Below are 20,995 nucleotides of genomic sequence, written 5' to 3'. Positions count from 1 at the left end.
AGGGTGGCGAGCTGGTCGTCGAGTGCGCGAGCGCGCGGGTCGGTCCTGGCGAACGGGAGCCGTTGGCGTGCCCGAACGACACGGCGCATGTTCCGTTCCGGAGGCGCCTCACGGATCAGCGGTATCGCCTCCGCAACTAGCGACGCGGCGTGGTCGGCGTCCCCAGGTCGAGGGCCGCGATCGCCAGCCAACGGCGGCGTTGGTCGACTCCCAGTCGGTACGCGGCGCGGAGACCGTCGGCCGCCCCGCACGCGGCTACGCCGCGGGCAAGAAGGTCAACGGCCGCAAGCGTCACATCGCCGTGGACACCTGCGGACTGCTCCTGGCCGTCCTGGTCACTGGCGCGCCTGGTCACTGGCGCGCACGTGCAGGACCGCGACGGCGCCCGACCGCTGCTGTGGGCACTACGCGCCTGCTCTCCCTCGATCCGCCTCGTGTGGGCCGACAGCGGCTATGCCGGCAAACTCCTCGACTGGGCCGCGACCCACCTCGCCATGACCGTACGGAACGTGGCCAAACTCGCCGGACAGACCACCTTCGTCGTCCTACACCGCAGGTGGGCGGTCGAGCGCACCTTCTCCTGGATCAACCGATGCCGGCGTACCGTCCGTGACTACGAACGGCTACCCGAGCACCACACCGCGATGGTCCAGTGGGCCATGGTCATCGTCATGGCCCGCCGACTCGCCCGCGACCAACACACCTGAACCCCTTATTTACCAGGCTCTAAGCCGTCACGATCAATCTGCCAGCACGAAGCGGTGCGGGGCGAGCCATGGCGCGAAGGGGTGAGGCATGACTGTGGCTTCACCACAGCTCAGCGCTTCCGGGCCACCATCAGCACATATTCGGTCGCTCCCTCCGGGACTCGCCCTGCAGCGCGTTCGGCTTGCCGGGACGAGTATCGGCGCCTCGGGCCACCCCGCCGTTCGCCCGCATGTGGCGTCGCGCATCAGTCATCTATGCCACTCGCTACTCCCGTCGGCTCGGATTGGTCAAACACCTTTCGGACTCGGAACGGACGGCCAGCATCGCCGGTGCAGCCCTGTTCCGCCGTCCTGGCCCGGTGGCCGGCGGGCGGCAGAAGGACGGGGGATGCCCGCTCGCCGGCCCGGAGACCGGCCGCTGGGCGTTGCCGCGTCCTGCGGCCGGTCGAGTAGCCGCCGCAGGGCGACTACCGGGTGTGGACTGCTGAGGGCGACCGAATTTACCAGGTTTAGGCGGGTTGCCCAAGGTTTGGACTGTTTGTTACGGTTATGTGGGGCCGGCCGGGGTGTTGGGTAGCTTGCGGGGGTCGAGGTCGACGGTGACGGGTAGGTGGTCGCTGGCGGCGCGGGTGGTGGGGTTGTCGACGACCGTGAGCGACCTGACCGCCCGGAGAACCGGCCCGGTGGCGTGGATGGTGTCGATGCGCCGGGCGATGCCCCGAACACCGTAGGGGCAGGTGGGCCAGTGCCCGGTGGTGGCCTTCCAGGGGCTGCGGGTGGCGGCGGCGACGTCGTGGAGACCGCCGGCTTCCCAGACCTGCGCGGGTCGACGGTCGGCGCGGTGCCGTTGGCTGGGGTGGGTCGGTTCGTGGCACTGGTGGACGAGGTCGGGCCACCAGGGTCGCCCGGTATAGGGGTCGGGGTCGTAGTCGGCGCCGTTGGCGCGGGCAGCACCGATCGAGTTGAAGTCGGAGCCGATCAGGGCCAGTTCGTGCGGGCGGGTGAGGGCGGCGAGGACCGCTTCGGCCTGGTCGATGCGCCGGTGCCGGCCGTAGGCGGGGGCGTGGTAGGAGGCGAACGTGATCGGCTGGCCGTCGATCTGGAAGGCGAGCCGCACCATGGAGCCGTAGCCGATGCCGCGCCACCCGCCGTCGTAGTGGACGGCGGGGCTGTAGGTCCGGAAGGTGTGCGGTAGCGGCGTGAGGCCGGGCCGCCAGAGCAGCGCCGTGTGCACGGTGTGGTCGCCGACGGCGACGGCGTGGATCGCGCGGGCGCTCCCGTTGGTGGCGACGGTGCTGGTCAGGCCGGTGCGCTCGGCGAGTTCCGCGGCGAGGCGGGCGGCGCCGGCAGGTGGGCTCTTGAGTTCCTGGACGGCGACGACGTCCGGTTCGAGGCTGCGGATGGTGTCGATGACCCGCCGCTGCCGGTTGGCCTCCCGGAGGTTGTCGGCGCTCAGGGTCAGGTCGAGCAGGTTGTAGGTGACGAAACGCATTCGGGTGACCTCGCGGATGTCAGTGATCGGCATATCGGTGGCTCGCGTCACTGCTGGTCGTGCTGGCCGCTGGGGCTTCAGGGCGAGTAGGGCCCGGTGAACACCGGTGGTATTGGGCGTCGATGGTGCGATGGTCATGACGAGGTGGCGTAGGACGCAGCGCATGCACGGCAGTGCCCGGTCCAGTCGCGTTTCCGCGATGTGGCGTCCGACGTCGATGGGGTAGGCAGGGTGGTGGGCCGGCCGGTGACGCGTAGCAACAGGATCGTCATGCCGATGACCGCAAAATGGTTGAGCAAGAGACGGTGTGGCCTTTCGGGTAGCGCTGACCGTTGCAGGTGTCCGTCAGCCGCGTTGGTGGATGGTGGTGGGCCGGGAGTCGTGGTGACGGCTACTACCGGAGGGGGTTTGTGCGGGCTCGGGTGGTGCGCTGTCGGTGTCGGTGTGGCCCCGATGAAGGATGAGGACGGACGAGAACAGGCCCGGCCGGGGTGCGGTGATGCGTTCCTGCACGGCCAGCAGCCCGCCCGTGGCCGGGTCGATGACCAGCGTGGTGGTCGAACCGTCGGCGACTACCCGGAAGCCGAGTCCGGTACGTCCGGCGAGGTCGTTGGTCTGTCCTCGGTATTCGATGCCGGGCACTGCCGCCAGGACGTGCAGGGCGTTCGCCCGTTCGTGCTGGTCGAGGTATTGCCCAGCGGCCAGGTTGACGACGCCGCGGGTGAGCATTCTGGGGAAGGCGGGTTCGGTGGCCAGTTCGGGTGACACGAGCAGCTCTGCCACGGTGGCCGGGTCGGTGGGCAATGGTGTGGGCAGGTACGGGTGCAGGATGTCCTGGTAGCGGGTCGTGGTGGACGCGGCCTGCGCGAACAGGGTTCGGTCGTTGGGGCTGGGATGGTGGTCGAGGCTCCGCACGTCGGGTGCGCGGCGGGAGACTTCGCGGCCGGAGCCGTTCGGATGCCGCCAGCGTTGCAGGTCTTCGCGGCGGATCGCGCCGCTGGTGCGGGCCCACGTCTGGATGTGCAGATATTCGTAGGGCAGGTCGGTGGTGCTGTCGGCGGGGACCGGAGCGACGGTGGCGGCGATGGTGGCGAGGCGTTGCGGCGGGGTGAGGCCGGGGGCGGTGGCCGCCGTGGCGGGGGTGGCGGCGGGCTGCTGTCCGCCGAGCGTCGGGGGTGGTGTGTTCGTGGGTACGGCGGGTGCGGCGTGGCAGCCGGCGAGCAGGACGCTGCCGAGGGCAGTTGCTATGTGGCGGGCGGGTGCGGTCGAGCGGAGCATGTCGTGTGGGGTTTCCTTGCTGTGGCTGGTGTGGCCCTCGTGGGCTGCCGCGCCGTTGAGGCAGCCCACGAGGGCCGAAGGTTGCTGGCTCAGCCGGTTGCCGTGGGTGGGACCGGTCGGCCGGTGCGGCGCAGCGGCCACAGATAGGGACCGCTGGGTAGGCGCAGTGGTGTTTCCGGGTGGTAGCCGTGCCTGGTCAGGTAGTCCCGGGCCGTGATGCCGGTGACGACGGTGTCGACCGGGTGGCCGAGCTGGTCGACGCGCTGGTGGTGGTGGGCGAGCAGCGCCCGGCCGATGCCCTGGCGGCGGGCTTTCGGGGTGACGTGTAGCCAGGCGAGCCAGTGGTGTGGGGCACTGGACCGATACCGGTGGACCAGGGCGTCGAGCTGCTGGAAGCGGTGTAGGTAGCGGCTGGTGAAGGTGCTCAGGTGGTAGTCGGACAGCGCCGCCTGCTGCACCGGGTGGTGGCGCCAGACGGCGACGGCGGTCATATCGAGCGCGACGTCGACATGCCCGCACCCGACGGCGTGGTCGATGTCCATTGCGAGCAGGCCGTGGAAGACGTATTGCCGCTCGGCCGGATCGGGGACGAGCCATTGCGCTACCGGGTCGGTGGCGACGGTGTCGGTGAGTAGCGCGGCGATGGTGGCCACGTCGCCGGCCCGCGCGGGTCGGATAGGTGGCACGGTCACGGCTGGAGTGGTCACAGGGACCGCCTGCGTGGCCGGGTGCGCGGGAACGGGGTCCGGCCGCCGCTGGTGGTGGGGGCGCCGCGCCACATCCGCCAGATGATCGGCCCTTCGGTGGGAAGCACGATGGTGGGGCCGGCGTGGTAGCCGAGGCGGAGGTAGAGCCGCCGGTTGCGCATGTTGCTGGCTTCCAGGTACGCCGGTAGGCCGAGCTGGTCGAGACGACGGTGCTGGTCGGCCAGCAGGGCGGCGCCGATGCCCTGGTTCTGCCGGGTCGGGTCGACGGCGAGGTAGGCGAGGTAGTGGTGCGGGGCGTCGGGGTGGAAGACGTCGAACATCTCCTCCAGCAGCACGAACTTCGGCGCGTACGCGCCGGCGATGTGCTCCAGGGCCTCCAGCCGTCCCCGGGTATCGGTGGGGGTGGGTTCGAGGCGGGGGTACCAGATCGCCACGGCCGCATGGTCGGAGGTCGTGTAGACCTGCCCGTGCGCCAAGCCGTGATAGAGGGCGTCTTTGAAGTAGCGGTAGTAGACGCTCCGCCGCTCGGCCGGATCGGGGATCAGCCAGTCGGCGACGGGACCGTCGTGGAACGCCTCGGCGAGGACGCCGATCAGCGGCTCGGCGTCGGCCTCGGTGGCGGGACGGACGAGCAGATCGTTGGTGATGGTCATGGCAGCCTCAGCCTCCTGGTCAGGCGGGTTGGCGGACGACGTCGGGAGCGCGCAGCGGTCCGGTGTCGCTGTCCGCGCCCAGGCCCACCGCCGCGTACACGTCGGGGCTTGTGGCGTGTAGGACGAGGGCCCAGGCGATGCCGAGCAGCGCGGCGACGGCGTACGCGGCGGGGAACGCCCACCGCAGCGGCGAGTCCGGTTCCACGCCGAGCAGCGTGTCGAACTCGCGCAGGGTCACGGTGAGGATCCCGCCGAGCGCGACCGTCGCGGCTCCCGGCGCGATGATGGATCGCCAGGGTCCTTCGGCGTGGGTGGTCCGGGTGAAGAAGCCGATCACGGCGGCGGAGGTGACGGTCATCAGGATCAGTACCCCGAGCCCGCCGGTGACGGTGACCCAGAAGAACAGGTGCACGATCGGGTCTGCCCCGGCCACGGCGTAGCCGACCAGCACCGCGAAGGCGAGCCCACTCTGCACGAGGGAGCCGACTTTCGGTGCGCCGGTGCGGCGGCTGGTGCGGCCGAACACGGCGGGCAGGACCCGTTCGCGGCCGAGGGCGAACAGGTACCGGGCCACGGTGTGGTGAAACGAGAGCAGGGCGGCGAACAGGCTGGTGATGAACAGGACCCGGGCGACGGTGATGACGCTGTCGGCCAGGTACGGCGACACCAGGTTGAAGATCAGGTCCGTGCCGTCGGTCCGGGCGGCGTCCACGATGCGGTCGGGACCGGTGGCCACGGACATCGCCCACGCGGACAGCCCGTACAGCAGACCCGTCACGCCCACAGCAATGTAGGTGGCACGGGCGATCGTACGGCGAGGGTCCTTCGTCTCCTCGCTGAACACCACCGTGCCCTCGAAGCCCACGAAACCCGTGATAGCGGTGACCAGCGCCGCACCGATGCCGGCGGCGAACACATGCGACGGGGCGAGGGTGTTGAAGCTGACCTGACCGTCGGCGGGGTGGGTCACCATGATCGCGTCGAAGGTCAGCGCGACGACACACTCCGCGACGAGGACGACAGCGAGGACCCGGCCGTTGAGGTCGATCCGGGCGACTCCGAGCCCCGCCACGATGGCCCAGACGGCGAGGGCGCACACCCACCAGGTGAGCTGCCAGCCGTACCGGTCGTTGAGGAACTGCGCCGTGACGGCACCCGCCCCGCCGTACAGGCCGATCTGCATGGCGTTGTACGCCAGCAGCGCGACCATCGCGGCCCCGACCCCGGCCGGACGGCCGAGTCCCCTGGTGACGTAGGTGTAGAAGGCGCCCGCATTGACGATCCGGCGGGACATGGCCACATAGCCGACCGCGAACAACGCCAACACCGCCGCGACCAGCAAATAGGCTACGGGGATGCCGGTGACTCCAGTGACCGCGTACCCGGTGGTCGCGCCACCCGCGACCACGGTCAGCGGTGCGGCGGCGGCGATCACGAAGAACACCACCGACGGAATACCGAGCCGCCCACGCGCGAGAACGGCGGACACGGTGTCGGGTTTCGAGTGAGACATCAGTTCTCTCTCAGCAAAGAGGGGATGGATGGGGGGACGGAGCGCACTCAGGACGTGCGGTGACTCAGCACGGCACCACCGACGACGGCACCGAGATCAGCAAGCAGTTCGCGCAGCGGCTGGGGGGCCTGCTCGACCTGCTCGCGTAGGAACGCGCGGACGGCGAGGGGTGTGCCGTCGAGCAGGATCGGATCGAGCTGCGTGTGCACCGCGATACCCGCGAGGGCAATGTCGAATGCGTTGAGCCGCTGGTAGTTGCGCAGCTGGAAGGACAGGCGGGCCCACGACCAGGCGGCCGTGTTCACATCCGTGGGCACGTAGGCGGTGCGCTGCCGCCACAACCGGCCGACCTGCTCCGGCCGGAGCAGCCCCAACTGCCACATCCGGGTGGCCACCTGCTCGTAGGCGGTGGTGCCGAGGAACGCCAACCACGTCCGGGTCGCGGTGTGACGTGGCTCAGCCACCAGACGGTCCAGGACCACATGTTGCAGCCAGTCCTTCGGCGGCGAGGCGTTGATCACCCGGACGTGCCGGCCCTCGAACGTGACCCGACCCTCGCCGTACAACTCGCCTAGCAGCGCGGCGGCCAGACCGTGCGCCGTCGCGGACTCGAACAACCGAGGGCGGCCGGACTGGTCGTCGTGCGCCAGATAGAAGAACTCGTCAGCAAGACGCATGATGTTCGCCGCGACAGCGCTGCCAACAGCGCGTACCGGCCGGGCCGGCTCTACTGGTGCCGGATGCACCCGCAGGCGCGGAGCGTAGTCATCGGATACGCCGGGGGGTGTGGTGTTCACCGCGGCTAGCCTTCCTCGGTCGGATCGTCACACGGGATGGGGAACCCGAACTGCCGAAGGAGCTTCCGGCCGCCCGGGTAGCGGGCGAGTTCCTCGATGGCCCAGGCGTGCTGCCCGCACCTGTCGTACTGGCAGTGGAAGCAGGTGCCGCCGTTGCGATGCTGAAGCGCGGTGTTGCGCGCCGACTCGAAGCGATCGACGGGACGGTCGCCGTCGTCGGTGCCGGTCATGACGCGGATAGCTGGCGGTGCAGCGCAGCGACCGCGACCCGCACCTCCATGCATGGCGGATGCCGGTCGACGTGCGGGTAATCGCACTCGGGACGGTGACCGAGGACCCAGACCCACTCGTCGCTACGGTTCGGCAGATCGCGGACGCCTGCAACGGTGACGGCAACGGACGTACCGGGGGTTAGGTCACGGCCGTAGGACCAGTCGTTCGCATCGAGCCGTAGCAGGGTCCCCGGAGCGACGTCGGGGAGAGGTCGAGGGCTTCGAGTCACGGCCGCGTCGTCCCTCGCACCGAACGGTGGCGCAGGCCGGTGCCTGAGGGCCGATCGAGACTCGCTCGCAACGGGTGGTGATCCCTGACGGGGGAGGTCGGCGATGCGGTGTCGTCGTCGCTGTGCCCGATGCGCGTGGATCCGCCGCCGTGGGGGCAGCGCGTTGCCACTCCCTGACAGTCAATGCCGAAGGGCTTGAACGACTGCTCGCCGTCACTGGGAACGAACCACTTGACGCGCACTGCCCTTACCTTCCTGAGTTGGTTTGAGATGCGCGGCCGGGGCCTCCCCCGCACCGACCGCACACCTGGCCGATGGGACGCAGTGGCCCATTGCCGAATGGGTCGGCGGGCACTGCACCCGGCTTGCTCGTGGCCTCCGACGAGTCCCTGGCCTTCAGAGGGGCGGAGCCAACGTGGAAGCGGTTTGACCATGGCAACTGGTGCCGGTGGCATGGAACCCGGCCGGCAGGTCAGGCCGTCCGGATCAGCTTGGGCTGCGGCGGACGACTAGCGCGACTAGTCGCCTTGACTGGTGCGTTGGCGAGTGGGGTGGCTGGGCGATGACTGCCGGTTATGCTGCTCTCACTTCCTACCGTCGATGGGGCTGTCGTGAACGTGGACCGCTTTTCGCAGATGACGCATCCTGATCAGTCGTGGTGGGATGAGCCGGCGATGCGAAGTGCCCTGACACGTCGGGACGTAGGTCAAATCTTCATGCTGTTGAACCGGCGTCACGGCATGACACAACGCCGAATCGCCGAGCTTGCTGGATTCGCTGCGTCCGAGGTCTACGAAATCACCCGTGGCCGGCAGGTCATGGCGTACGACGTCCTCGTGCGAATCGCAGAGGGACTGGGCATACCGCGCGCCTTGATGGGCCTCGGATACGGGACAGAACCGACTCAAGAACATCATCCCGAGCCGCTGCCCCTAGGTGAACCGGAGCACCGGAAGCAATTCATTGCCGCCCTGGCCGGCTTCGCCGTTGGCGGCTCACCAGACATCGAGGCGTGGCTCCCACGGCCCGGAGAGCAATCCGCCTCAGTGCCGGAGGTCGTGAACCCGGAGGCCATTGCCACCGTACGGGAGATCACTCAACGACACCGAGAGTTGGACGCCGCGTACGGCGGCGGCTCGTGTCGCGACTCGGCGCGGGGCTACCTGGCGTGGGCGAGCTGTCTCACCCGAAGCCGCTGCCAAACTCCCGAACTGTCCGCCGAGCTACATGCCGAACTGGCGGACTTGCACAACCTTGTCGGGTGGATGTCCCATGACCTTGGTGAACACATGGAGGCGCGCCGCCACCTCGCCCAAGGGCTCGTCTACGCCCAAAAGGCGTGTGATTCAACGCTGATGGCGGACGCCTATTACCGTCTCGGCCGAGTCAGCATCCACCAGGGCAACCCCGCAGAGGCGCTGCACCTATTCCAGCTCGGCCAGATCGTTGCCACGAACTCGAACTGCCTGACTTCGGTAGCGATCCTGCACGCGAACATCGCCTGGGCCCACGCCAGAATGGGAAACGCGCCTGCGATGCGCGACTCACTGGCGCGCGCTCGTGACGAAATCGGCAGAGCCGACACCACGCAAGCACCCCAATGGACAAGGTTCTTCTGCGAGCCAGCCGACCTGGAAGGAATGTCAGGAGTCGTCCACTCGGCCCTGGCTCGCTATTCTCAGTACCGCGAGCAACACGCCGCCCTCGCGCTGACCCATGCCGGACGGGCGTTGGAACGGCGAACCGAGACGTCACGCAGTGGCGCGTTCGACCACGTGACCATGGCGCTGGGATACGCGCTCCTCGGAGAACAAGGCAAGGCCGCACCCCACGCCCAAGCAGTCCTGGTTGCCGCGCGGCATGTGCGATCCCGCCGACTGCTCGACCGGCTCAGCGACGTCGCGGACGTCATCGAACCGCGCCAAGACAAGCAGTTGGCGGAGGTGGTGACGGCCATCCGGGCACGCGTAGCCGCGTGACCTAACCTGGCGGGTATGTCGACCACCCTGACCGCTGAGGCTGCCGACGAGATCCAGCGGGGACTCGACGCCGTCCGCCAGCAGGCCGGACTCGCCTCCGGCGAGGCGTATCTCATGCGATACACCATCAACGCGGTCTACAGGATCGACGACAGGGTGCTGCGACTCTCGCAGGGCAAGGTGGCACGAGAGCGAGCACAGCGTGTCGTCCGCGCGATGGCACTACTTGCGAAGCACGAGGTACCAACGGTCGAACTGGACACCAGCGTCGCGCAGCCTGTGGTGGCGGACGAGTGGGTGGCCACGATCTGGCAATACGTACCTCATCCGACGCGCCGCCCCGATCCCGTCGAGCTGGCCGAACCGCTGGCGCGGCTGCACGCCATCACCGAGGCACCACCATTTCTGCCGCGCTGGTCGCCCGTCGCCACGGCTCGACGCCGGCTGGCCGGGCTCGCCAGCCTCCCCGCCAACGAACTCCTGTTCACGCAACAGTGGGCGTCCCGAGAAGTCGAGCTATCTCTCGACGACCTCGTGGCACGACTCCATGAGCGCTGTGAGGACCTGGAGCCCCGTGTCACCGCTGCCACGTGGCAACTGCCGACCGGTGTCGTCCACGGCGACGCCCACGTGGGCAACGTCCTCGCCGGCCGGTTGTGTGACTTCGATTCACTGTCAATCGGGCCGCGCGAGTGGGACCTGGTCCCACTGGTGCACAGCGCCACCCGCTTCGGTGACCCCACAGAGCCGTACAAGAGGTTCGCCGCGGCCTACGGCTTCGACCTGGCAACGTCACCGTCCTGGCCTCTCCTACGAGAGGTGCGCGAACTTCAACTCGTTACCAGCGTGATGGACAAACTCCCTGGCAGACCCGAAGTGGCGCAGACCTTGGGCCATCGGCTACGTACCTACCTGGCGGGCGACAATTCGGCAGTGTGGCAGCGCTACCGATAGCGAGCCCTGCGATGGGAGGGGGCAGGTGCGGTCGTGGGTGAGTTGACCAGCGGCACCGTCGGTGTGCTGCTGCTGTACGTGACACTGGCCGACGTGTCCGTGACAACTTCATGGGCCGACAACCCGTGAGTGATTGACGGGTGACGTGAAGGTGATCCTCATGTTTGACTACGTCGATGGGGGCGGCGGACGTTCGGCTGTCGATTGACTGCGGTAGCGCCAGCACCGTGGCGGTGGTGGCGTGGGCTGACGGTCGTGCGTCAGTCCTGTCGTTCGACGGTGTGCCGTTTCTGCCGAGTGCCGTGTATGTGGCTGGCGATGGGCGGGTGTGGACGGGGCAGCAGGCGTGGCAGGCCGCCGAGGATGAGCCGGGAAGGTTGGTGCCGAGTCCGCGTCGTCCCGCTGACGGTGATCTGGTGGTCGACAGGACGCGGGTGGAGGCGGTGGATCTTGCTGCGGCGCCGCTGCGTCGGGCCGCTGCTGAAGCTGAACGGGTCGCTGGTGAGCCGGTGCGGGATGTGCACCTGGTAGTGCCGGCGGGGTGGGGGCCGCGCCGGCGTACCTGGATGCGGCAAGTCGCCCATCGGGCGGGTATGACGCAGCCGCGTCTGGTGGAGGCCCCGGTGGCGGTGGCCGAACACTTGGCGGCGACCGGTGTGCGGCTGCCGGTGGGGGCGTGCCTTGTCGTGTGTGACGTCGGCGCGGGAGCTGAGGTGACGGTGCTACGTCGGCGGCCGTCCGGCTTCGAGGTGCTTGCGACTCTGGCTGACCCTGCGGCTGGAGGTGCCAGCGTCGATTCGACGCTGACAACGGCGCTGACAAACGGCCGCGACATGGCTGCGGACGGCATGGCACCATGGGCGACGGCGGAAAGCGTACGCGTGGCGAAAGAGGCTTTGATCTCTTACCCGGCGGTCACGGTACCGCTGGCTGGCCAGGCTCCGGTGATCGCGAACCGCGCCCTGCTCGACGAGGCTGTCCGGCCCGTGGTGCGACGCGTCGCGGACCTGACGCAGCAGACCATTGCCGCCGCTGAACTGGCCGCCAGCGACCTGGCAGGGATTTACTGCGTGGGAGGCAGCGCTCGTCTACCGCACCTGGGCGAGGCGATCGCCGAGCACACCGGAGTCATGCCGACCGTTGTGGCCGAGCCTCAGCTCGCCGCGGCGCTCGGCGCTGCCGAGGTTGGCTCCACGAACCCGGGCGCAGCGGGGGCGGTGGACGTGCCGGTGCCGCCGGTGCGCAGAGCGATCGGGGTCGCGGTGCCGGGGTTTGCGTCTCTGGCGCTGTTCTGGCAGTGCATCGTGACCGCCGAGCGGCACAACGTCACCCTGGGAATGCACTACTGGGTCGCCTTCAACTGGGGTGAACTGGCGATGGCGGCCGTATTCGCCCTGCTGGCATGCCTTGCTGCGGGAACCGTCCTCGGTTCCCTGATTGCTGCACGCAGTCCAACGCAAGATGTCCGAACGGAGGGCGGGAAGGTCAGTATTGGCATTCTCGCTGCCGTCTCCCTCGGGGCCGCCATCGCGGGCCTCTACGCGGTGGTCACCAGCCAGTACTTCACCCTGCCGGTAGGCGGCTTCCTACGCTGGGCGTTGTGGCCGATCGTCCCCATCGCGGTGTTGGCGATGGTGATGGCAGTGGTTGCCGCACGGCAGTGGCGTACGCCGCACGGCGGCTGGTCGGCGTTGCTGGCCGCACCGACGGGCTCTGTCGTCGCTGCCGCCCTGGGCATGGGTCTGATCCAGTATTCGCTGACCGCCGACCGGTGGCCGCACGTGATGATGTGGGTCGACCTCGCCGGCCGGATCGGCGGGCTGTTCCTGGGCGTCGGGATCGTCATGGCAATCGTGACGCCGCTGATGTTCCGCATCATTCTGGCCGCACCGGTCGCGGTGATCAGCGCCGCGATCGTCAACACACAAGCCACCGGCATCCTCGCCGTCTGCTACGCCCTGGCCGTGGCGGTGTGGTGGGCGGCCCGACTGTGGACGCGCATCGTCCATCCCACCACCGCTGCTGCGGCATCCGTCCGCCCTCCGGCGGAAGGTGGATGAGGTGCGCTGGCCACGGCAGCTGATGTCGCTGCTGTCCGTACTCGTACTGTTGGCCGGTCCGCCGCTGCTGTTACTGACCCTGATCGGCCCACCCATCAGCGGCTTGCCGAGCACGGCGCAGGTGCGGGCATGGGTGCAGGAACCGTTGACCGAGCAGACGCTCACCGCCGCGCTGACGATCGGGGCATGGCTGGTCTGGCTGATGCTCGCCTACACCGTCGCCGTGAGAGTCGTCATCCGTCTCCGCGCAACCTCGGCATGGCTACGGCGGCTGCCACTGCCAACGCCGTTGCAGGCGACGGCCAGCGGAATGGCCGGCGCGGCCGTCTTCGGCGTCACCACCAACACCGTCCCCACCGCACCAACGCAGCCGCCACACCCGGTGGCAGCGGACGCGGTCGCGCTTCAGGACGAGGCCAGTCCTGACGACCACGACGAGGCCACACACGATGACGGGATCGACGTGTCCGGGGGCTGGCTGCCCCGGGACGTCGCCGAGCACGTCGCTGCCGCCGCAGCATTGGTCTGGCTACGCCGCCGACGCGACTACCAACCCCGTTCCGCCAACCGCAACGATGCAGACCTCGCCCCGCTGCCTCCCACCGTCACCGCCGTGCAGGCCGCACTCGCCGACACCCCCACCCCACCGGCAGCACCCATGCCGCCGAACGGGATATCTGCCCTCACCGGAGTCCTACCGGACGGCGGCCTAGGTCTCACCGGACCAGGCACGCTGCCCGTCGGCCGAGGACTGCTGGTCACCGCCCTCCTCGCCGGGCACCACCATTTCGCGACAACCCTGATCACCACCCAGGCAGCCCTTGCCAGTCTCCTCGGACCAGCCGCAGAAACACTCGGCCCTCGTCTACCGCTGACAATCGTTGACAACGTCGACGAAGCAGCGCAGCTCGTTCACGAAGCCGATGCACACGCCATCGATCAGCGCCAAGACGCCCCGCCACATGCACTCAGCCATCGACGGATGGTGCTCCTCGGTGAACACGAGGGCGACGGACCCCGGGTCAAGAAGCTTGTCGAAGCGAGCGTCGCCACCGGTGCCGTGGTGGTCGTGCTGGGGCAATGGCCCGCTGGCCCGACCTGGCACGCCGACTCGACAGGCCACCTGCACGACCCACACCACGCCGACGGAACCGGACCACGGCTGTGCGTCCTGGACCAGATGGCGGCCACCGACCTGCTCGCCATCATCGCCTCTCCCAACCCGGCCACCCCGAGCCACCCCCTGACCCAGGCACGGTCACCGGAGATGCGACTGCCGCGCCAGGCCACCCGACACGAACCCCGCCTCCCCTCCCCCACACCCCGCCAACGGCTACACCTACGCGTCCTCGGCGATCCCCAACTCCTCGTCGACGGTGAACCCCTCGCCATCCGCCGCAGCGCCGCCCTCCAAATCCTCGTCTACCTCGCCACCCACCCCACCGGCGCCGACACTCCACAACTCACCGACGCCATCTGGCCAGGTGTACCCCGCCGATCCCTCACCGGACGGCTCTACACCGCCCTCAGCAATCTACGCGGCACCATCCGAGCAGCCTCCGGCCTGCACGTCATCGACCACGTCGACGACCGCTACCGCCTCAACGCCGCACACATCGCCGTCGACCTGTGGCACCTGAACGCCGCCATTCACCACGCCACCACGCCGCTCACCAACACCCACACCGCCTGGCAAGCTGTCCTCGACGCCTACCCCGCCGACCTCGCCGCCACGCGCACCTGGCCCTGGCTCGACCCCATCCGCGAAGCAACCCGCCGGCAGATCATCAACATCTGCGTCTCCCTCGCCACCGCGGCACCTGACAAGCGCCGCGCTCTCCAACTGCTGCAGGCCGGAATCCGCATCGACCCCTACAACGCCGACCTACACACGCACGCCAGCCGCGCCCTCACCGCCCTCGGCGACCATGAGGCCGCCGTCGAACTCCACGATCGCTACCGACAAACGCTCACGCGCACGGGCCTCGACGCCCCCGCCTCCCACCACCTCTCGTCCACTACCATCCGGCCGTAGCCCGTCCGGCTGCCCGCTGCAACGCTCGCGCCCCTCCTCGCCAACTGGACCGAGAAGACACGGGATCACCGAGAAAAGTTCGTCTCGTCCAATTCACGATCGAATCTCATACCCGTCTAATTCGGTAACGTTGCGTGAGGGTTGCTGAGCCCAACCAATCCTTCGACGCGCGAATCTGCCGATGATAATGCGTCACACCTCTCGACTTGTTAGCGCCCAACCCCGCGACCGTTTCTTATTCGCCAAGATCTATAGCTGCCCGACGAGACAAACTCGGAAATACGAGCAGAATTTAGGTTGCACTCGCACGCTACTATGTTGTTATGGATCCATCAGTTGGGCTCCTCGCAGAAGGTGGTATCTGGGGCGACATTCCGAATTGGGTCTCATCGGTCGCCGCGATTCTTGCCCTGATTTTCGCTGCGCTCGCTGCTGTTGCGGCCCGCAAGACCCACAATATCGAGAGCGAGCGGGACCGGCGAGCCGCAGAAGCTCGCCAGCGTCGGGACGCCGCGCTCGTTTCTGCATGGTGGGGCGAGTCAGCGAATGCTGCGGGCCAGTGGGGCACCTTTGTTCGAAATGCTTCCGGCGCACCTATTTATCAAGTGTACTGCACGGTAGTGGGTCTCGATGATCATTCCGATGACAGGAAGGTTCACTATCCGCTAGTTCCGCCCAGCGAGGTGGCACACTTCTGTCCGATCGATTCTGAGGCCGAGGGCCGCAGTCCTATCGCGGAGCGCCCGCGACGCGTTAAAGTAAGCTTCACCGACGCTGCGGGAGTTCGTTGGACGCGTAATCAATATGGAAGGCTTGCTGAGCTACAGTCTTCCCTCCGGGTGAAACTCGACTCGGATAGGGCGACCTCTTTCAAACAATTCGAAGACGACTTCCTGGCCACTTACGGCGTGCGGGTGTCCTTCGAAATGGATCCGGATAGATATCCGCAGGAACAGTTTATGGTCGATGTGCGCAAATCCGGAGTTGCAGATGCCCTGGTTTGCCCACACGATTGGATCGGTGCGATGATCGATGCTGGGGTGATCGAACCGACCCTGCTCTCGCCAGACCAGAGAAAGTTGTTTCCAGCGTGGACGCTACAGGCACTGACGTACGAGGGGCGACTCTACGGTGTGCCGATGACGACAGACACGGTCGCCCTCATCCGCAATACAGAATTAGTACCCGAACCGCCTGCGACATTCGACGATCTCGTTGCGATAGCGCAATCCCTCTGCCGCAATGGAAAAACTGAGAAGATACTTGCTGCGCGTGTAGGATATGGCGGTGATCCGTTCCAGACTTGGCCGCTGTTCACTAGTGCGGGTGGATCGCTGTTCGGCTGCAGGCCAAACGGCCAATGGGACCCGACACAACTTATGGTTGATAGCCCGGGTTCCGTGGAGGCGTTTGAGCAGTTCCGGGAGATGGGTGAGGCAGGTATGGGCCTGCTACGTCGCAGCGTCGACGGTGATACCGCACATCAGTGCTTCGCGAGCGGACGCACTCCATTTCTAATCGGAACCTCGGATGGGTTGCGCCTGGCTCTTCGCGCGGGCATTAAAATTGGGGTTAGCCCAGTTCCACCATTCGGGCATGGCAAAAAGGCTCGCGCCTTCACACTTGTCCACGGTTTGACGATCGCCAAGCATGGCGCCTGCAAAGCCGTTGCACATGACCTTTTTGCCGATTACCTGACGCACAGACACGTGATGACCCGACTGTCGAACGACGTCGTTGCACCCATCGCATTGCTCGGCGACACCCCCATTCATTCGGCACTGCAGATCTATCGGCGGATGTGTCAAGAGGGTGACCTCATGCCGTCATTTCCTGCCATGCAGGCCATATGGCGGATCCTTGGCAAGGCGCAAGCCGCCGCCGTGGCGGGGGAGCCAGCGAAACCTGTCGCATATCGGGCCGCGTGTGAGATCGCAGCAGCCCTGTCTGGCAATGAAGTACATGGACGTGCCTCATCTGGCTGAGCCCACGCACCCGAGTAAGTATCCGCTCCTGCTGCAGATGACGCTCGGCCGGCGCCGCTGATCGGTCGTGCCAATGCGTGGATGTCTCGTGACGTCCGCGAGGTCAGCCCTCGTGGCGGAGCAGAAGCCCGCGATTTCCTGACGAGCAGTTCAGCGCACGGCTTCCGGACGCCGGACATCCGCAGCCGAAGCGGCAGACATTCCAGCCTCTGCACATCTGGCGTACCTGGCCCTGCGCAGTGACGCGTACACCGACAGGTGACGGACGATCATGACCAAGGCTGTGACCTGCGGTTGTGAGGTTGTGTAAGGAAGTGTGAGGTGCTGTTAGGTCCTTTACCCACCGCGCCGACGCATAACGCTCCTACGGTCTGACTCACCAACCGCCGCGACGCCGGAGGGAGTCAGGCCATGGCGAAGCATGCCTCGACAGCAGTCGTACACACCGCCACCGCTGTCCTCGCGCTGGCGCCACCAGTGCTGCTCTACCAGGCCGGCTGGCTCACCACCGCCGACCTATCCGCGGACCAGCTCCAGGCGTGGGTGCGCCAGCCACTAACGACCGGCTTCGTCACTTTGCTGGCGTACACCGGTGCCTGGCTGCTGTGGGTACTCCTCATGACCGCCGTCACCGGTCACGCCCACCGGTACCTCGCCGCCCGTTTGCGGTGGCACCTCACCCTGCACCTGCCCGGTCCCCTGCAAGCACTCGCGGCGACGCTGCTCGGCACCACCGCTGTCACCACCGCCGCCCTTCCCGCCACCGCGCACGGCCACACCACAGCAGATACCGATCCCCTTGCGGTGACACCACCATCAGCCGACGACGCCCCGATCCACGATGCCCCGCCTCACACAACGCCGACCTGCTCCGCACCCTCCCAGCTAGGACTCGCCGTCACACCGCCCACGACGACTTCCGCCGTACCGATTTCAGAAACGCGGGACAACGCGCATTTCACCGGTCCCGCCTCCCCGCCTGCACTCGTCCAAGACCGCACCGATGCCCGCGCCGCAGACCGGGACCTGGGCAGGAGCATCCGTGTCGTCGCCGGAGACACCCTGTGGGATCTCGCGGCCAAGCATCTCGGTGACGCGTCCCGGTGGAGGGAGATCTACACCCTTAACCAGGGACACCCTCAGGCCAACGGCTACGCCCTCACCGACCCCGACGAGATCCACGTCGGCTGGGCCCTTGCTCTCCCCGCCCGCCGGGCCACCCCAGCGCCCGACTCCGAGGCCCCTACCGCCGGCAACCCCGACGCCAGCGCACCGGAGGCCGTCGAGGCTGCCCCACCGACAACGACGCCCAGCGCCACGCCAGCCCCAAGCAGTTCAGAGTCAATCCCGCTACCTCCGAGCACGACCGTACCGAGGGCACCCGACGACCAATCTGATGAGCCGACACCCGTACCGGACACCGATGCGTCTCAGGACGAGCCCGATGACGAAGCCGGAATCGCTCTGCCTACGCAGGGCTGGATGAGTCTCGGCCTGGCCGCCGCCATCGCCGCCATCGCCGCACTGCTGCGCCTACAGCGACGCCGCCGTGCCCCGCTCACTGGTTCGGCTTCTCCCAGCGTCGCGCCGCTCCCCTCCCCGATGCCGCGATCCCTGGCCGGAGTCGACATGATCGGCAGCCGCCACCTCGGCACCGGCAGCGGCGGCCATCGGCCCGCCACACCGGCAGTGCCCGCACCAGTCGGTATCGACGCCGCCGCAACCGAGGTGAGCCTGTTTTACCTGCCCGGCCCCGGTATCGCCCTGCACGGTCCGGGAGCCGTCTCAGCTGCCCGCGCCATCCTCGCCGCTGTCGTCACCACCAACGCAAGCGAGACCGCCGTCTTGCGGCCCGTGGTCGTCACCACCGCCGACCTACTCACCCAGCTTCTGCCCCAGAACGCCCCGGTGATCGGGCTGGACCGCGACGGCACCGCCTACGACGGAGAACGCCTCATCGTGCTCGCCGACACCGCCGCCGCCATCACCCACGCCGAAGAGGAAATGATCGGCCGCCGCCGGCTGCTGGACACCTTCGACGCCGAGACGATCACCGACCTCAACACCCGCACCGACCACGCCGAGACCCAACCCCCGTACGTCCTGCTCATCGACTCCAGCCCACGGCACGCCGCCCGTCTCCAAGCCGTCGCCACCCACCGCGCCGCCCTGAACCTGCACCCCGTCATCCTCGGCCCGCACGACGGCATCCCCACCATCGAGATCAGCGCCGAGGGCACCGTAACCGGCGACGAACCGCATCCGGTGAATCGGCTGTCCGCACTCGGCGCGGATGACCTCGCTGCCATTCTCTCCATGCTCACCGACGCGATAGCCCGGCCCGAGGCCGGCACCGACGTTGACGACCCGCCCGCCGAGATCGCACCGGCCGCAGTGACCGTCGAGCCGAACGAGGCCGTACCGGTGCAGGCCGACGACGCGGCGGCCCTGGTCCGCGTCCGGGTGCTCGGTCCGGTCACCATCGCCACCGACGCCGGGCCGATCGCCACCGGAATGCGGAGCGGCTCCTACACCACGCTCGCAGTCCTGGCCGCTCACCCCGCCGGCCGCACCCTCGATCAGCTCGCCGCCGCCCTGCACCCCAACGCCGACCCGGCCGCCGCTGTCAAACGGGTACGCACCGACATCACCTCCGCCCGGCGGGTACTGCGCACTGCCACCGGCCACGAGGAGCCCATGTTCATCGTCTATGACCCGGCCACCGGCCGATACCAGCTCGACCCGCAAACCGTCACCGTGGACCTCTGGCAGATGCTCACCGCCATCGACCAAGCCACCCGCACCGACGACGAAGCGGCGACGCTTACCGCGCTACGCCGGGCCACGGAGCTGTACGCAGGTGACTTCGCCGAAGGCCACGACCACCCCTGGGCCACCGACTACGCCACCAGCTACCGCCACCAGATCCTCACCGCCTACGCCCGCATCGCCGAAATCCTCGAAACCGACCACCCCGACCAAGCCATTGCTGCCCTCGAACGCGCCGCCGACCTGGACCCCGTCAACGAGGAGCTGTACCAGCGGATCATGCGCATCCATGGCCGACAGCAGCGCCCCGAGGCCGTGCGACGCACCCTGCGCCGGCTGGAGGAACGCCTCGCGGACCTCGGCGACGCCGAACCGTCCCAGGCCACCCGCCGCGTCGCCGAACGCCAACTCCGACCCGCCGGCACCGCTCCTGGAGGACGGCCATGACCGACTGGCGGCTCCGGCGGATGCAGTGGGCGGTGCGGGCGACCCTGGCCCTCGGCGTAGCCGCCTCGGTCACCGCGAACATCCTGCACGCCCAACCGAACCCGATCTCCCAAGCCATCGCGGCATGGCCACCCCTCGCTCTGCTGATCACCGTCGAGCTGGTCACCCGCGTACCCGTGCATCGACGTTCGCTCGGCGTCATCCGAGTCGTCGCCGCCTCGGCCATCGCCGCCATCGCCGCGTGGATCAGCTATCACCACATGGTCGGAGTCGTCGCCCGATATGGCGAAACCGGCACAGTGCCCTACCTTCTGCCGCTGTCGGTGGACGGGTTGATCATCGTCGCGTCGGTATCGCTCGTGGAACTCGCCGCCCGCCGCCGCGAAGCCGAACGCGAACCGCTTGCCGTGCCGGCCGAGGCACCACCGGCACCGTCGCCGGCCGAGCGGGCCGCTGCGGCACCTGCCGAGCCCTCGCCCGGTACCAGCGGATTCCCGCCACCTGATCGGAGACCGCTACCCGAGCGCCCTCCCGTCGACACCGATGTGGATGTGGATGTTGACAAGTCGGGCCTTGATGAACCTGCTGACACGGCTGAACGCCCGGAGCGCGACCACGAATCAGACGCCGACGAGGCTGGTCATGACCTCGGCACGGGATCTCACGATGACGACTCGTCCGACGACACAGACGACGCCGATGTAGACCTTGCCCCGGACCTCGTACCGCTGCTGCCCGCCGCCCGCGCCGCCCGTGACGAGCTGATCCGCGAAGGCCAGACCGTCAGCCGAGATGCCCTCGCACGCCGCATACGCCAGAATGGCCACTCGATCCGCAACAGCGCAGTGTCGGAACTGCTCGCCACGCTGCGCCAGGAGTCGCGTTCGGTCAACGGATCTCGCCCCACCGCATCGGTATGACGTGCCATCGATAGCTCACCGCACACGATCAGACGCGCGTGAGGAGGCCGCACGTGAGCGAGCCTGCCCGAGCGGCCAGCGCCGCCCGCCCACCCCCACCCGCAGCACTGCCCGCCCTGGTGTATCGACTGCCGCCACGACGACGCCGATCCCTTCTCGCCCCGGGCGCTCCTGCACCAAGGTGTGGCGGACACCGT

General features: G+C 68.1%; 15 protein-coding genes and 1 pseudogene. 9 read left to right on the top strand and 7 right to left on the bottom strand.

Features of this window, described 5'->3' with window-relative positions; translation table 11 throughout:
* Positions 1 to 22 precede the first annotated feature (22 nt).
* Positions 23 to 340: pseudogene (locus OIE53_RS28410) on the top strand (transposase); the annotation flags it as partial.
* Between the two features lie 25 nt (positions 341 to 365).
* Positions 366 to 707: a transposase gene (locus OIE53_RS28405; RefSeq protein ID WP_442791377.1), complete on the top strand. Its 342-nt coding sequence runs from the start codon at positions 366 to 368 to the stop codon at positions 705 to 707.
* Between the two features lie 547 nt (positions 708 to 1,254).
* Here OIE53_RS28405 and OIE53_RS03935 read toward each other — a convergent pair.
* The 7 genes from OIE53_RS03935 to OIE53_RS03905 form a co-directional block, all read right to left on the bottom strand.
* Positions 1,255 to 2,232, bottom strand: a complete 978-nt coding sequence (locus OIE53_RS03935; protein WP_327025185.1) for an endonuclease/exonuclease/phosphatase family protein — start codon at positions 2,230 to 2,232, stop codon at positions 1,255 to 1,257.
* 312 nt (positions 2,233 to 2,544) lie between these two features.
* Positions 2,545 to 3,618 carry a hypothetical protein gene (locus OIE53_RS03930; RefSeq protein ID WP_327025184.1) on the bottom strand — a complete coding sequence of 358 codons (1,074 nt, stop codon included), beginning with the start codon at positions 3,616 to 3,618 and terminating at the stop codon, positions 2,545 to 2,547.
* Complete coding sequence (locus OIE53_RS03925; protein ID WP_327025183.1) at positions 3,567 to 4,169, bottom strand: GNAT family N-acetyltransferase; 603 nt, start codon at positions 4,167 to 4,169, stop codon at positions 3,567 to 3,569. The genes OIE53_RS03930 and OIE53_RS03925 overlap by 52 nt, the downstream gene beginning before the upstream one ends.
* 11 nt (positions 4,170 to 4,180) lie before the next feature.
* Entirely contained in the window at positions 4,181 to 4,837 is a 657-nt protein-coding gene (locus OIE53_RS03920) for a GNAT family N-acetyltransferase (RefSeq protein WP_327025182.1), read from the bottom strand.
* A 19-nt stretch (positions 4,838 to 4,856) separates the two neighbouring features.
* A complete protein-coding gene (locus OIE53_RS03915) occupies positions 4,857 to 6,350 on the bottom strand; it encodes an APC family permease (RefSeq protein ID WP_327025181.1) in 1,494 nt (497 codons plus the stop codon).
* A gap of 47 nt (positions 6,351 to 6,397) precedes the next feature.
* Complete coding sequence (locus tag OIE53_RS03910) at positions 6,398 to 7,027, bottom strand: GOLPH3/VPS74 family protein (RefSeq protein WP_327025180.1); 630 nt, start codon at positions 7,025 to 7,027, stop codon at positions 6,398 to 6,400.
* A 125-nt stretch (positions 7,028 to 7,152) separates the two neighbouring features.
* On the bottom strand, positions 7,153 to 7,377 hold the full coding sequence (locus tag OIE53_RS03905) for a hypothetical protein (RefSeq protein ID WP_327025179.1): 225 nt from the start codon (positions 7,375 to 7,377) through the stop codon (positions 7,153 to 7,155).
* Between the two features lie 883 nt (positions 7,378 to 8,260).
* Between OIE53_RS03905 and OIE53_RS03900 the strand changes: the two genes are divergently transcribed.
* From OIE53_RS03900 to OIE53_RS03870, 7 genes are all read left to right on the top strand, one after another.
* Positions 8,261 to 9,628, top strand: a complete 1,368-nt coding sequence (locus OIE53_RS03900) for a helix-turn-helix transcriptional regulator (RefSeq protein ID WP_327025178.1) — start codon at positions 8,261 to 8,263, stop codon at positions 9,626 to 9,628.
* Positions 9,629 to 9,643: 15 nt separating this feature from the next.
* The gene (locus OIE53_RS03895; protein WP_327025177.1) at positions 9,644 to 10,582 is read left to right on the top strand and encodes a phosphotransferase enzyme family protein; all 939 of its coding nucleotides are present in this window, start codon (positions 9,644 to 9,646) and stop codon (positions 10,580 to 10,582) included.
* A 176-nt stretch (positions 10,583 to 10,758) separates the two neighbouring features.
* Positions 10,759 to 12,642, top strand: coding sequence for an Hsp70 family protein (locus OIE53_RS03890; RefSeq protein WP_327025176.1), 1,884 nt, complete (start codon positions 10,759 to 10,761; stop codon positions 12,640 to 12,642).
* A 1-nt stretch (position 12,643) separates the two neighbouring features.
* Positions 12,644 to 14,677: a BTAD domain-containing putative transcriptional regulator gene (locus tag OIE53_RS03885; protein WP_327025175.1), complete on the top strand. Its 2,034-nt coding sequence runs from the start codon at positions 12,644 to 12,646 to the stop codon at positions 14,675 to 14,677.
* A 323-nt stretch (positions 14,678 to 15,000) separates the two neighbouring features.
* Positions 15,001 to 16,662, top strand: a complete 1,662-nt coding sequence (locus OIE53_RS03880; protein WP_327025173.1) for a sugar ABC transporter substrate-binding protein — start codon at positions 15,001 to 15,003, stop codon at positions 16,660 to 16,662.
* A gap of 411 nt (positions 16,663 to 17,073) precedes the next feature.
* A complete protein-coding gene (locus tag OIE53_RS03875) occupies positions 17,074 to 19,878 on the top strand; it encodes a BTAD domain-containing putative transcriptional regulator (protein WP_327025172.1) in 2,805 nt (934 codons plus the stop codon).
* A complete protein-coding gene (locus OIE53_RS03870; RefSeq protein ID WP_327025171.1) occupies positions 19,875 to 20,798 on the top strand; it encodes a DUF2637 domain-containing protein in 924 nt (307 codons plus the stop codon). Before OIE53_RS03875 ends, OIE53_RS03870 begins: the two co-directional genes overlap by 4 nt.
* Positions 20,799 to 20,995 lie beyond the last annotated feature (197 nt).

This window comes from Micromonospora sp. NBC_01739 (genome assembly GCF_035920385.1).
Lineage (GTDB): Bacteria > Actinomycetota > Actinomycetes > Mycobacteriales > Micromonosporaceae > Micromonospora.
This window is presented reverse-complemented; position numbering and strand designations above follow the sequence as displayed.